The sequence below is a fragment of the Methylomonas sp. HW2-6 genome, assembly GCF_052474525.1.
Genome location: NZ_CP184124.1, coordinates 3923573 through 3937632 on the forward strand (window position 1 = coordinate 3923573; position 14060 = coordinate 3937632).

Consider the following 14060-nt stretch of genomic DNA (forward strand, 5'->3'; position numbering starts at 1 on the left):
GATTTCGTAATCGCCGCCGCCAGATACTGCCATCCCGTGGCTAAGCGATAATATTTACGAAATGTCGTATCCACTACGAATATTAGTAACGACTTTCGCCATTCCCACTCGGCGCCGACCCCGAAACATCCCCATCAAAAATCAATAAAACCTATTGGGTTCAAACACTTAAAAAAACACAGCCCGGGACTGGGTTATTTGGCCCGAGATTTGCGACAAGTGAAATAGTTCTCTTATCCGACAGCGATAAAAGTTGTTAAATCCTATTCAACCGAACCGGAGCCGATTGCCATGACCAGATCACGCCATCCTCATTTTTGCGACAGATGCGGTGACCCGCTATCCCAACACGAACAAAGACTGTTCAGCGGCGACGAAGCTTTGTGCGGATTCTGCGAGCAAATGCGCTGCGAGGCTTTGGAAATCTACCAGCAAAATTTGGCACGGAAAGCTGAGACCCCGCGCCTGCGGCCGGTCCGAAACGCTTGCTTGTAAGCCACCGGCAAATCATTAGCGCCACCAGGAGCCTGCAAATGAATCATTCCAAACTATTGGCAACTTGCCTGCACGAATTGAAACGCTGCGCCATCAGCCTGCTGTTCATAATCGTCGGTTTGTTTCTGGCTACGGCCAATGCGCCGGCGGCGGAACGCACCGAGCCAATCTATGCAGCACCATCAACAACCTTAAAGCCCCCATCGAATTTTGTTTAGTCAGCGGTAACAGCAACCTCCAGTCGGACGAACGCTAGCCAGCGTCCGTCCGGTTTTTTTGCAAGCTCCCGGTTTGACTGCGTCGATGCACGCGGTAAGCTGAAAACCACGGGGTTGGCGTCCGATCAAGACTGTATCCCTCGTTGCGCATCCGAAGGCGATCGCCGCCACCCCCACCCAAAAACACGCTGCGACTTGACTACGCCAAGTTGCAAGGTAACTTTCCTTCGGTGGTGCTCGTGCTGATTCGGTTTAGGTTGGAGATAGCTAAAACGGACACATTAGCGCCACTGATTTGCTCAGACAGTTGCCAAAACAAGCCCGCGCCCGGGCAACGTCGCGTTTACAACGGAATGAAAACGAAAGCCAACACATCGTTACGGTAAGCGTCCGCGGTTTTGAATTCCCGATACCCCTTTCCGGCCGCAACTCCCAATACATAATTCGCCCCCTCGTGGCGCAACAGCGACGAGCTGGTCTGGCCGTTTTTCAGTGCAAAGTGGACGTCGTCCAGCAGCAAGCGCTCGCCGATCCGGTAGTGGTTGTGGTTGGCAAGCCCCAGAATTCGCCCTTGGCGATCGGTAAAAACCGCAAAACTGTTTTTCAGCGGCGCGCCGCCGGCTTCCTGCGGTAGGATTTCCCGCAGCATCGCGCTGAATTGCGGCTCGCTGTCGAATACGATACCGATTCCGCCGACCACCCGGCCGTTATCGGTCGGATCGGTCACCGCGGCGTTGTATATATAAGTGTGGCGACCTTGATAGAAGCGGGTCGGCCCGAAACCGGAGACCCCGTAATGCTGACTGTCCACGCGGCCCATGACGCTCCGGTAGCCGGTGGCCTCTTCGACCTTGCTACCGATCAGCGATGTTTGCGTGGCGTCCGATACCGCGACGATCTCGCCGTGGGCGTCGTACAGATACAGATTGGTATAGACCGTGTACAGCGCATTGATATAAGCCAGAATTTCGCCCATTTGCCGCTTCTCGGCGGCACTAATTTCGGCTTTCGCCAGATTGCGGCGGAAAGCCGAAGTCAAGGCCCACCAACGGCAATCGTTGGCCCGCTCATACAGATTGCGGTCCATGATGTTGACCGCCAGCGACGCCAGGAAACCGGCGTTGTTCAGGTGCGACGACATCACCGTCACTTCCTGCAAGCTATTCACCGACGCCGCGAAAATCCCGGCGATGTCGGTACCGACTTGCTTGATCGCTTCCAGCACCGGCATGAATTCGGCCGCGTTCTGTCGGGCGGAAGCGATTTTCCCGTTCAACACCAGCAACCCCAAATCGGCGTTGATATCGACCGAAGCCTGACGGATTTCCTTTAACTCCTGCGGAAAGCTGTCCGATTGACCAATAATCTCGCTATAGTCGGCACCGCCGCACCCGCCCGTCTCGCGGCCGAAGGCAACATCCAGCCGCGTCATCATTTGCCCGCGCCAGCCCAAACCGCAATAACCCTGATAACCGTTACCGGGCAGGCTATTGACGATGTAGTCGTGACCCTGGAAATTGATCAGGCCGATCGCGTCGTCGCGATGGAAGCGGGTATCCACCGGCAACAACTGTTCGTTACTGCTGGCAATCACCCGCCGCTCGGTGTCGAGGATGGCAATGATGCCCCGGTCGCCCGCCGCCAACAGATCGGCAAAGATACCGCGCATCTCGTCCTCGAACCGAAAACACAGACACAGTACGCCCAGTACCCGCGAATTTTTTTGGTCGGTTTCGGTGATCTTGCAGGAATAGATCAGCGAGCGGCGGCGGTCGGCTTGCAGCGCACTGTAACGGAAAGTTTCCAGATAAGGGCTATCACTGCGTAACGTCTCCGCCACCAGCGGATCAGTATCCTCGATCCGGTTATCGGCGTCCAAATGCGCTCTGAGCCGACCTTGCGCATCGAATATGGCGATTTCGTCGTAGACGCTGTATTTTTTAACGTATTCGCGCAGCCGGTTTTCGATGAAACCGACCTGTTCCGGCTCCGGCTCGGCCTGAGCCAAAAACACCCGAATGTCGTCGTCGGTGGCCAGAAAGCCGACATCGGCGGTGCGCTCGAACAGGTTGCGCACCAGCAGGTCGATCGCCACCTGCGCTTTCGACGCATTGTCCAACACCAGTTTCTGCAAGTTTTCCACCAGCAGATTACGCGTCAGCTTGCGCTGCAACTCGCCGAATTTGTTCTGGGTGCGCGCCATGTCGTCCAGAATGGTCGGCGCGACATTGTGGCTGTTGATCTTGCCGATCAGTGTGATTTTTCCCCACCAATTGTTCAGTTTCGCCAGACGGGTTTCGAAATTTCTGACGTCGACCATTGCATTCAGCAGTTTGGGCGTGTGTTTCTCGATCAGTGCATTCATTGTGGTTCAATCCCTGCAAGGTTACCGGTTACGGAACGGCAGCCGCGAATTTGCCGCGTCCTCGGCGGAGTTTGGGAGCAGGATTTGTACCACTACCAATGTCAGCGGCTTTTGTGAAATGCATCTCACCCCCACCCAACAATGCACCAGACCGACGCATCACGCACCAACAATGACGCCGCTGCTTTGCCCAAATTTAGGCCCAAAGCACTATAACCGAGCAGAAAAGCGGGGATCGGATCTGATTTGCCGGCGCCAATGCCCGACTTTTGGGGCAGGTACGAAATGTGCTTGTCACCTAGCTGGTTTAATCACCGAACACCTGCATGGCAGCCGACTCCGAACCCGCTTCCGCTGTGGTCGAATTTTCGCCGCACCTCAGCCCGAAATTGCGCGCATTGATCCAAGACCGCGAGCGTATGCTCGGCATGTTGATGAGCAATTTGCAGGGCATCGTCTATTGCTGCCTGCTGGACGCCGACTGGACCATGGTCTTCATCAGCGAAGGCTGCCGGGCGCTGACCGGCTACGCGCCAAGTGATTTGCTGTTCAACAAACGCATTTCCTATGAGGAATTGACCCTGGCGGAAGACCGGCGCTGGGTGCGCCAGCTGATCGAAACCTCCGCCCGGACCCGGAAAAAGTTCGACCTGGAATACCGAATCGTCCATGCCAACGGCAGCATCCGCTGGGTTCAGGAGAGCGGTTTTCCGCTGTTCAACGAGCACGGCGAGCTGGTCGCTTTGGAAGGCTTCATTCAGGACGTGACGGCGCGCAAACACAGCGAGCAAGCGGCCCGCGACGCCGAAGCCCGTTACCGTTCGATTTTCGAAAACGCCATCGAAGGGATTTACCAGACCACGCCGAGCGGCCAGTACCTGGATTTCAACCCGGCACTGGCCCGCATCTACGGTTACGACTCGATCCAGGATTTACGCAACAGCATTTCCGACATTCAACGCCAGCTCTATGTCGACCCGGAAAAACGCGCCGAGTATATCGACATCATGCAGGCCCACGGCGAAGTGCGTCACTTCGAAGCCCAGGTCTACCGCAAAAACGGCGACATCATCTGGATTACCGAGAACGCCCGCGAAGTGCGCGACCTCGACGGCCGGCTGCTGTTTTACGAAGGCACGGTGGAAGACATCTCGGAACGCAAATATTACGAGCAGCAAATCGAATACCAGGCCACCCACGACACGCTGACCGGGCTGCCCAACCGCACGGTGTTATCCGACCGGCTGCAGCAAGCCATCAATTTCGCCGCCCGCTACGGCAATATTCTGGCGGTGGCCTTCGTCGATCTGGACCAGTTCAAATTCATCAACGACAGCATGGGCCACCATGTCGGCGATTCGCTGCTGGTGGTGATGGCGGAACGGCTGTCGCAGTGCGTGCGCGACTCGGACACGGTGGTCAGGCTGGGCGGCGACGAATTCGTGCTGCTGCTGTGCAGCCTGCAAAAGATCGAAGACATCAGTCACAGCATGCAGCGAATCCTGGCTGCGGTGGCAGCGCCCTGCACCATCGACGGCCTGGAGTTTGTGGTCTCCTGCAGCATCGGTATCGGCGTCTATCCCGGCGACGGCCACGACGCGGCCACGCTGCTGAAACATGCCGACTCGGCGATGTACAAAGCCAAACAACTCGGCCGCAATAATTTCCAGTTTTACACCCGCGAGTTGAACCAGGTTTTGACCGAACGCATGGCGATAGAGTACCGGCTGCGCCATGCCATCGAAAATGCCGAATTTTTGCTCTACTACCAACCCAAAATCGAATTGGCCAGCGGCCGGATTTGCGGTGCCGAGGCCCTGATCCGCTGGCAACCGCCCGATGCGCCGCTGGTGTCGCCGTTGAGTTTTATCACGATCGCCGAGGAAACCGGCCAAATCGAGCAAATCGGCCGTTGGGTGCTACATCAAGCCTGTCTGGCCGCCAACCGCTTCCAGCACATCCTGGGCCGGCCGTTGCCGGTCGCGGTCAACGTCTCGCCGCGCCAATTCCGCCAGCGCGATTTGATCGACACCATCGCCGAGACCCTGGCGGCCACCCAAGTTGCCGCCCACACCCTGGAACTGGAAATCACCGAATCCTGCCTGGTCCAAGACACCCCGCAATTCATCAAAACCCTGCACGGTTTGAAAGCGCTGGGTTTGACTTTGGCCATCGACGATTTCGGCACCGGCTACTCCAGCATGGCCTACCTGAAGGACTTTCCGGTAGACCGCTTGAAAATCGACAAGGCGTTCGTCGGCAATCTGGAACAGGAATCCACCGACGCCGCGATTCTGAAAGCCATCATCGCGCTAGGGCACAGCCTGGGCCTCAAGGTAGTGGCCGAAGGCGTCGAAACCGCCCAGCAATCGGCGTACCTACTGGAAAACGCCTGCGACGAAGCCCAGGGTTATTGGTTCGGCCAACCGCTGCCGGAAGCCGAATTTTGCGCACTGCTGGCCGGCCGGCTTGAAGCCGGCTCATGTTCGCGACGCCGGACCTAAAATCCTATCGGCGCTGCCTGCCGGGTTTAATGCCGAACCATTGCCCTGATATTTAGCCGGCGCTGCCGTTGGGCCGCCAATCGCAACAGCTCCATTCTCGACCAGCGACGCTCCTAGCGCGGCAGCCTCGGGTCTAGCCTTCATCACCGGCTTCGGGGCGGGAGCGGTTTCCTTGGCTCGACTGACGCCGGAAGAATTGGCCTGGGTCGAGGCCAAGCCGTTGGTCAACGGCAGTAATATTTATTCCGCAAAAATCCCGTTCACGTATGGCGTGCCACTCTACATCGCCAGTTATCTCGGTGTGGAAGCGCTGGGCGATGGTCTCGCCGATTTTTACGGCACCGCCTATTTCGGTATCAGCGCACCGGATGGCAGGACGCTCGCCAGCGCCTCGGGAACCGCATATCGATCGGCTGCCGCCGTCGTGCCCGTTCCTGGCGCCGTTCGGTTGTTTGGCTCGGCCATCGCCTGGTTAGGGACATGCAGCAAGCGCCGCACCGCGCCCGCCGCCCGCTAAAGCATGGAACGCGGCTCCCGTTGCCGAATTGTCAGCCGAAGGTCGCGCCGCCATCGACCACCAGATCCTGCAAGGTGATATGCCCGGCCGCATCCGACAACAAAAAGGCGACCGCGTCGGCAACGTCGGCCGGTTGCGCCAGCTTGCCGAGCGGAATGCCAAGCCGGTGTTGCTCCAGACACCCGGCAATGATCCGTTCCGCGCTACCGGCACCGCTAAGCCAGTAACGGCGCTGCATTTCAGTTTCGGTGGAGCCCGGCGAGACCAGGTTACATCGTATCCCATATTCCGCCAGTTCCAGCCCAAGACAACGCATATAATGGGCGGCAGCGGCCTTCGAGGCGGCATAGGCCGCCATGCCGACGCGCGGCGTGGATGCTGCGTTGGAGCCGACCGTGACGATGGCGCCGCGCCGCCGCTGCCGCATCCGCTGCGCAACTGACCGGCTCAGCGCAAACACGCCGTGGGTATTGACCGCGAAACTCTGCAGCCAATCGGCGTCGCTAAGCTCTAGCGCGCTGCCGGGATACAGTACGCCAGCCACATTCACCAAATACTCTATCGCGCCGAGTTCGGATTCGACCGACGCCACCGCCGCTTCGATGGCCGCCCAATCGCGCAAATCCAGTTCTAGCGGATGTAAGCCCGGCAGTACCGCGCAGCTTGCACGCAAGGCCGCAGCGTCGAGGTCTGCGGCGGCCACCGTAAGCCCATGACCGGCCAGGGCGGCGGCAACCGCGAGGCCTATGCCCTGGGCCGCGCCGCTCACCAACGCCACGCCGGGACGCAACCCGAAGCGGGAACCGGCGGGTGTGCGACGGCTCATTCCGCAACCTCGCCAACGGTTGAACCTTGCTCCGCCACCGAAGCCGCCACTGCACTGGGCCGGGAAGTGCCGGATTGGCGGCTTAGCCAAAACAACAAGCCTAAGGTCAGCAATGTCACGCCGGCGGCCAGCCAACCGACGCGCTCGAAGCGGTATAAGCCGACCGTTGCGCCGGTCGTCATCATCCCGCCGCACAGAGCCGCCAAACCCGACGCGGCTTCGGTACTGGCCGTATTGATAGCCAGATAGCGGCCGCGCAACGGCGGCGGGACCCGGCTAACCAGCCAAGCGGACGCCGGAATCGCCCGCGTCGATGTCACAACCATAAACAGGGTAAAGGCCAAAGCGGTGTGCTGAAGCGGCACCGGATCGAGTCCGGTCAGCCATAGATGCGGAACGATGCTGGCGAGCATCAATCCCGCCAATACGCGGCCCGCGCCGTAACGGTCCGCGGCCCGGCCGACGGCTCGGGCCGCGGCAAAGGTCGCCAAACCGGCACCGAGATAGAGCACGGATAGCTCTTGCAGCGTGACGCCCAGGCTGCCGTTCAAATGCGCCCCCAGATAAGGCACGATTAAAAAACCGGCGAAGACGATACCAAAACTCAACAGCCAGCCCAGCGCCAGGCTCGGCGTAAAAAGTCCGGTATCAGCGCCGGCGGCGGCAGGCGCCGACGGCAACGCCCGGCGCAATATCAGCCACCAACCGGAAGCCAACGCCGCCACCGCAAAGAACGGCACTCGCCAACCGCCCAGCGACGCCAGCCACAAGCCGGACGGTACCCCGATCACCGCGCAAATGCCGAATGCCGACATGACCCCGCCTATCGCTTGTCCGCGCCGCTCCGGCGCGATACGGTCGGCAACCAGCGCCATCATCGATGCGCTCAACAAGCCGGCGCAAGCGCCCGTCAGCGCTCGCGCCGCCAGCAAAACCCCGAATCCGTCCGCCAGACCGCAGGCCAAGGTCGCAACGACAAAACCGGCATACAACAGCAACACGCTACGCTTGCGATCACCGCGATCCAGCAGCCGCCCTCCGGCCAGGCTGGCCGAAGCCGAGGCTAAAGTGTAAACACCGACCACCCAGCCGAACTGCGCCGGCCCGATATCGAAATCGCTCATCAACGCCGCACCCAGCGGCATCAGTACCATGTAGTCGAGTAACAGCGTGAACTGAAGGACCGCGAACAGCCGCACCAAGCGCCGTTCGGCATCCAACGCCGGGACTCGGATTGTAGGCTTTACCGTTGCCGCCGCCCGCTGCGGCAACGGCCGTGGAACCGGTAACGGCCAATCGGCCGGCCGAACCGGCACAACGACCGGGTTGCCGTCCGGCGCCTGTAGCACATTACTGTCGATGCCGAAGAGACTTCGTATCAGGGCCCGATCCAACACAGCGGATGGCGGGCCGCAAGCCGCAAGTCGGCCACTGTCCAACGCGACCAGCCAATCCGCGTGGCGCGCCGCGACCAGATCGTGCATGACCACAACGACGGTCCGGCCCGCATCCGCCAAGACTCTGAGCAGTGCGAACAATTCCAACTGGTGGCCGGGGTCGAGCATACTGCCCGGCTCGTCCAGCAACAGTACCGGCGTCGTTTGGGCCAGCAGCATTGCCATCCAGGCCCGTTGGCGTTGGCCGCCGGATAAGACATCCAGCGGTTGTCCGGCAAGCTCGGTCAAATCGGTCAAAATTAAGGCTTCGCTCACCCTGTCCGCATCTTCATCCGACCATTGCCGCAACCATTTCCGGTGCGGATGCCGGCCGAGCGCTACCAATTCCTCGACCCGCAAACCGGACGGCGCTGACGGAAACTGCGGTAAAAAGCCGACGCGCCGCGCCAACTCTGACGGCGGCATCCGTGGCAACGGTTCGTCGTCCAAGTAAATATGTCCGCTGCCCGGCCGATGCAAACCGGCCAGACAGCGCAGCAGCGTACTTTTGCCGCAGCCGTTGGCGCCAACGATGGCGGTAATGCGTCCGGCCGGTATCAACAGGCTAAGGTCGCTTAGCACCGGCTTATTGCCGTAACCGGCGGACAGATTGTCGACTCGAAATTCGGCCATCATGCGGCTCCGTGCGGCTCCGGCCGCATCAACAACCAAAGTAAAAACGGTCCGCCCAACAGACCGGCGACAACGCCCACCGGAATTTCGACCGCCGCTGCCGATATCCGCCCGAGCAAATCGGCACTCGCAACCAATGCGGCGCCGATCGCGGCCGCCGTCCAGAACACGGCATGCCCTTCCGACGCTAAGCGCCGCGCCAAGGTCGGGGCGGCAATCGCCACGAATCCGATCGGCCCGCCGATGCTGGCGGCAACGCCGGCCAGTCCGGACGCCGCCAGCAATACCGCCAAGCGCAACCGGCCGGGACGCACGCCGAGGCTGCGCATGCTGTCGTCATGCAAACCCAACAATGTCAGCTTCAATGCCAACGGCCAGCTTGCGGCCATCAGCATTAACAACAACGCGGCGGCAACCCCGACCTGAGGCCAACCGCGTCCGCTAAGACTGCCCACGCTGATGGCGTAGAGACCCGCGGCATGAAACGCCGGTAGCGTCGCTAATGCAAACTCAAATCCAGCCCGCAACAAACCGGCAACGCCCAAGCCCACCACCAACACCCGGTAACCGCGACTGCCGACACCCCCCGCCGCCAAGACCACAAACCCGGCCGTCAGCAGCGCTCCGGTCAATCCACACCACCAAGGCCCCAGCAAACCGGCGGGACTCAGCACCAAACTCAGCGCCAATGCTAATAGTGCGCCGTCATTCAGTCCCAATACGTCCGGCCCCGCCAGCCGATTGCGCGCCAAGGCTTGCAACAACGCACCGGCCGCGCCCAAACCGATGCCCACGACGAATGCCGCACACAGGCGCGGCAATCTGATTTGGGTGAGCAAAGTAGTACGCCAAACCGGTCCGTTGCCGCTCAAACCGTCCAGCAATTGCACCGGACTCAAACCCGGCTGGCCCGCTGCCAGCTCGGCGTACGCCAGCGCCAACAGCAGGAGCGGCAGACCGCTACGCGAGAACGCAATCATCGCTCCGCTCCGTGCGGGCTAAAGCCAAGGTTAGGTTCTCGATGCACGATCCAGATCAACAACGGCGCGCCGATCAACGCCAGCACCGCGCCGACCGGCGCTTCGAAAGGTGCGATAGCCAGTCGGGCGGCCAAATCGGCCGCCATCATCACGATGCTGCCCAACGGAATCGCGTAGGCAAGTTGGGCTTTTAGCGAAACGCCGGCCAGCGCTCGAGCGCAATACGGTGCGAGTAATCCCAAAAACGAAATAGGGCCCGCCAGCGCTACCGAAGTACCGCTCAACAGCGCAACGGCGCCGACGGCGCAAACCCGGACAGTCGCGGGACGATAGCCGAGCGCGCTGGCCAGTTCGTCGCCCAAGACCAGCGCCGATAGCGGCCGCACCAGAGCGACAGCCGCACATAAACCAAGGCCGATCAAAACCAATCCCGGCGCGAGCAGTCCTGCGTGCGGGTGAGCCAGCGAGCCGAGCAGCCAGAAACGGAACCGGTCCAAGTTGGCGCTACCGGCCAACGCAATCCAGGCTGTCGCACTCTGACAGGTAGCCCCAAGGGCCAATCCCGCCAACACCATGCGTAGCGGCGACATGCGGCCTCGCCCGGCGCCGGCCAAAAAGAGTACCAGCGCGCAACCGGCCAAGGCGCCGGTCAGCGCCCAGCCGATTTGATCGGCGGGTCCCGATTCTCCCAACCAGGCAATCCCGCCCGCCACGCCCAAGGCCGCGCCGCTATTCACGCCCAGCAAACCGGTGTCGGCCAGCGGATTGCGGGTCGCCGCCTGCAACAATACCCCGGCCGCGCCGAGTGCCGCACCGAGCGCCACGGCCTTCAACAGCCTCGGCAGGCGCAAGTCCACCAGTACCAATTGGGCATGTGCGTCCGCCGCGCGGCCCAGCAACCAGTCGAGGCCGTCTTGCCAATTCACTTCCCCGGGGCCCAGGCTCATTGTGGCTAAGGCCAACGCCAGTGCCGCCGTCAACAGCAGAGCGTAACCGGTTCCAGCTTTGTAAACGGCCATGCTCATAAGCTGTTGCCGCGCGCGGCAAAAGCCGCTTCGATATCGTCCAGTACCGCTTGCGCCGCCACCGGCCCGCCAACGACCGTCCACAACGCCGCATCGACCTCGCGCACGCGACCCGTTTGGACGGCGCGCAGTTCGGCGAAAGCCGGCTCGTCGCGCAAGGCGGCCACGCCGCGCGGATCGGGCGAAAAGTTGCCGATGAATAGCCAATCGCCGTCGATATCCGCCAGCATTTCCCGGCTCAATGGCGGTCCATGTCCGGCACCCGCTTGGCGTTGGGCCGGCGGTCTGGTCAATTCGAGATCGGCCAACACCCGTCCGGCAAAAGCTTCGCCGAGCATATACATTGGACCGTTAGGCGTCAGGCGAACGATGCTGACCGATTCGCCGCGGTGCCCGCTCAGCGCCGCGCGCAACTTGCCGACCCGCGCCCGGTAAGCCTGCAACAACGGCTCGCAGGCTTGTGGCCGCCCCAACGCGACGGCAATCCGCTGCAGGCTGTCTTGCCAGGGTTCGCCGGGATAAAAACTGACCACCGTCGGCGCGATCGCCGCCAATTGCTCCAGCATGGCCGGATCGCTTTGGCCGCCGGCCAGGATCAGATCCGGTTGCAGCGCGACAATCCGGTCCAGCGAGGGTTGGGCAAAATCGCCGACGCTGGCTACCGCACCGGTATATTTTTCCAGATAAGCCGGCGGCCGGTCACTGCCACGGCCGTTGACGGCTCCCGCCGGAGTGACCTGGAGCGCCAACGCCGCATCCAAATCCAATTCGCTCAGTACCACAACCCGTTGCGCGGTCGCGGGCACTGCCACCTTGCGGCCGTAAGCGTCGGCGATTTCGCGCTCCGTTACCGGCGGTGCGCTGGTTTGCTGTTCCCGCCCGCAAGCTCCGAGCGCCAAAATCAACGCCAGTAAGGCGCCAGCCGCAGCGGTTTTCATCGGCACGCCTCCAGCGAGCGATGCCGCTCGTCGTGGTACTGTTCTTCGCTGCGGCCCCGCCGCCAGTACGGCACGGCATACATCGCAGACAACGGCAAGCCGCGCTCCCGCAGCAGATGGGCTCTGATGGCCAACACCGCGTCGTTTTCTCCGGCTACGGTGGCAAACACATCGGCTCCGGCCGGCCACTGAGTTCGGCGGACGGCCGCCGCCAAGCCGGAAGCCGCATGCGAATGCAACCAATACAGCGTCAGTCCGGGCGGATGTTGCAAACTCAATTGGTCGGCAACATCGGCAATCTCGATCAATGCCGCACCCACGGCCGAAGCCGGCAAGGCTTCGAGTACCGCGGCGATTGCCGGTAACGCCGACAAATCGCCGGCCAACAGATGAAACTCGGCCTCCGGTCGAAATAAGCGCGTTCCGCCGACGCCGACCAAACCGACGCTGTGACCGATTTCGGCACGGCTTGCCCAGCGCGAGCCCGGACCCGCGCCGTGAATGACGAAATCGATATCCAGCGTGCGCTGGCGCAGATCGGCGCGGCGCAGGCTATAAGTCCGCGCTACCGGGGTGTATTCGGCGGAAAATGCCGGATCGCAGTTGGCCGATTGAGCCGAGAGCGGCGTATCGCCCGCGATAGCCGGCAGCAACAACTTGAGGTGGGCGCCCGGGCCGACGTCGGCCAAGTCTTGCAGGTCTGTAGCCTGAAACCGGATGCGGCGCAGATTCCGGCTCAGACTGAGGGTATCCCGCACTGTCAGTTGCCGAAGGCGGCGATGTCGGTTGCGTTCTGAATCGGACATGGTCATGCGCGTTCTGGTGTTGTGAGTGGAATGCGGCCACGGATTATACGGGCCGCAACCGGCCGACACGCCGCGCATCCGGCGGATTGACCGCCGCGCAAATCCTTCCGCTCGTTACGCAAAACCCGGCCGGCTCCGCAACAGTAATTCGCTGGGCGCGACGCCGAACTGGCGACGAAATGCCGTGGCAAAATTCGCGGCATTGGTATAGCCGGCGATGTGTGCTGCTTCGCCGACGCTGACCCCGTCGCGCTCCAATACGCGACGCGCTTCTTCCAGCAAGCGGCGGCGCTGGTATGCAAATACGCTGGAACCGGTGTATTGCCGAAAATAGCGTTGCAAGGTACTGGGACTCATCCCAATCCGGTCGGCCAACGCCTGCATCGACCAGCCGTCGCCTTCGCCGCTATCGAGAAATGCACGGAATTCGGCCAAGCGCCGCCGCTCGCGCGGCCGCAATCCCGAAGACTCGCGGGTGTCTACGCTGGATAAGGCGGCCAGAGCCTCCGCAGCGATGTCCAGGCAACGACTCTCCAACGATAAATTCATCAGCGGTGCGGTCGACCCGCACAACTCGAACAGGCTGCCCGCCAAGGCCTGCAACCGCGCCGACAAGCGCCATTGCTGCACGGCAAGATGCGTGCCGCGTAAACGCGCCAACCCCGGATGGCCAGCCAAAACGTCTTCGTGATCCGCCAACCAGCGCTGGCCCAATGCCAGACTCACCACCCGCCTGCGTGCGCCCGGCCGCAATCGCCGAATAAATTGTTCCCGCCGCGTCAAGCCGAGGATCAAACCTTCCCGGCCGCCGCTTCCGCCACGGCCGCCCAACTGAAAGCGCCGACCGCCGTAAGAGACATCCGCCTCGCCGTACAACGGCAGTACCAACAACAAGCCCGGCTGCAGCAAGTCGCTAACTTCCAAGTCCAGTTCGTCCCTGACATCGGCGGCATACAGCGACAAGTCCGGCCGCAATTGCAATTCCCGAAACCGGCCGCTGATCACCGGCGGACCGCCGGTAACCGCGCCGCCCGGCTCGGCCAAACCCGGCCTGGTCAAGTCGGAACAGTCGATTTTGGACGAAACGATGGGCTGCGTTCGATTCATAGGCATTTTCCGATTAATTCCATGCAAACCCCGGCTGAGGCGGCGTCTGCGCGGCCCGCAAAGCAATCTGCTTCCGCCGCAAACGCACAAACCGGCTTTGGACCGGATAATAGCAAACACCAAACGTTAATGTAAATCATTCTTATTTACGGCAGACTATGAAAACTCACCCATTTTTTTGCGCTAGACCTCCCCTCCAGTTAACCGCGC

11 protein-coding genes are annotated in these 14060 nt (G+C 61.4%); 3 read left to right on the forward strand and 8 right to left on the reverse strand.

Going from position 1 to position 14060, the window contains the following annotated elements; genetic code table 11:
* Positions 1 to 533 precede the first annotated feature (533 nt).
* A complete protein-coding gene (locus ACH518_RS18820; protein WP_445371198.1) occupies positions 534 to 713 on the forward strand; it encodes a hypothetical protein in 180 nt (59 codons plus the stop codon).
* 343 nt (positions 714 to 1056) lie between these two features.
* Here the strand turns inward: ACH518_RS18820 and ACH518_RS18825 are convergent, their stop codons facing one another.
* A complete protein-coding gene (locus tag ACH518_RS18825) occupies positions 1057 to 3078 on the reverse strand; it encodes a cache domain-containing protein (protein ID WP_445371199.1) in 2022 nt (673 codons plus the stop codon).
* A 326-nt stretch (positions 3079 to 3404) separates the two neighbouring features.
* On the opposite strand from ACH518_RS18825, the gene ACH518_RS18830 reads away from it, so the two are divergent.
* Positions 3405 to 5582 carry a putative bifunctional diguanylate cyclase/phosphodiesterase gene (locus ACH518_RS18830; RefSeq protein WP_445371200.1) on the forward strand — a complete coding sequence of 726 codons (2178 nt, stop codon included), beginning with the start codon at positions 3405 to 3407 and terminating at the stop codon, positions 5580 to 5582.
* A 172-nt stretch (positions 5583 to 5754) separates the two neighbouring features.
* Positions 5755 to 6099: a hypothetical protein gene (locus tag ACH518_RS18835; protein WP_445371201.1), complete on the forward strand. Its 345-nt coding sequence runs from the start codon at positions 5755 to 5757 to the stop codon at positions 6097 to 6099.
* A 31-nt stretch (positions 6100 to 6130) separates the two neighbouring features.
* Here ACH518_RS18835 and ACH518_RS18840 read toward each other — a convergent pair whose 3' ends face one another.
* From ACH518_RS18840 to ACH518_RS18870, 7 genes are all read right to left on the reverse strand, one after another.
* The gene (locus ACH518_RS18840) at positions 6131 to 6925 is read right to left on the reverse strand and encodes a 2,3-dihydro-2,3-dihydroxybenzoate dehydrogenase (protein ID WP_445371202.1); all 795 of its coding nucleotides are present in this window, start codon (positions 6923 to 6925) and stop codon (positions 6131 to 6133) included.
* Positions 6922 to 8997 (reverse strand): MFS transporter, encoded by a 2076-nt coding sequence (locus ACH518_RS18845; protein WP_445371203.1) that lies wholly within the window; start codon positions 8995 to 8997, stop codon positions 6922 to 6924. The genes ACH518_RS18840 and ACH518_RS18845 overlap by 4 nt, the downstream gene beginning before the upstream one ends.
* Positions 8994 to 9974, reverse strand: a complete 981-nt coding sequence (locus ACH518_RS18850) for an iron chelate uptake ABC transporter family permease subunit (RefSeq protein WP_445371204.1) — start codon at positions 9972 to 9974, stop codon at positions 8994 to 8996. The genes ACH518_RS18845 and ACH518_RS18850 overlap by 4 nt, the downstream gene beginning before the upstream one ends.
* Positions 9971 to 10999, reverse strand: a complete 1029-nt coding sequence (locus ACH518_RS18855; protein ID WP_278211217.1) for a FecCD family ABC transporter permease — start codon at positions 10997 to 10999, stop codon at positions 9971 to 9973. Before ACH518_RS18855 ends, ACH518_RS18850 begins: the two co-directional genes overlap by 4 nt.
* Positions 10996 to 11937, reverse strand: coding sequence for an ABC transporter substrate-binding protein (locus tag ACH518_RS18860; RefSeq protein WP_445371205.1), 942 nt, complete (start codon positions 11935 to 11937; stop codon positions 10996 to 10998). The genes ACH518_RS18855 and ACH518_RS18860 overlap by 4 nt, the downstream gene beginning before the upstream one ends.
* Complete coding sequence (locus tag ACH518_RS18865) at positions 11934 to 12743, reverse strand: siderophore-interacting protein (protein WP_445371206.1); 810 nt, start codon at positions 12741 to 12743, stop codon at positions 11934 to 11936. The genes ACH518_RS18860 and ACH518_RS18865 overlap by 4 nt, the downstream gene beginning before the upstream one ends.
* A 114-nt stretch (positions 12744 to 12857) precedes the next feature.
* Complete coding sequence (locus ACH518_RS18870) at positions 12858 to 13850, reverse strand: helix-turn-helix transcriptional regulator (RefSeq protein ID WP_445371207.1); 993 nt, start codon at positions 13848 to 13850, stop codon at positions 12858 to 12860.
* Positions 13851 to 14060: the final 210 nt, after the last annotated feature.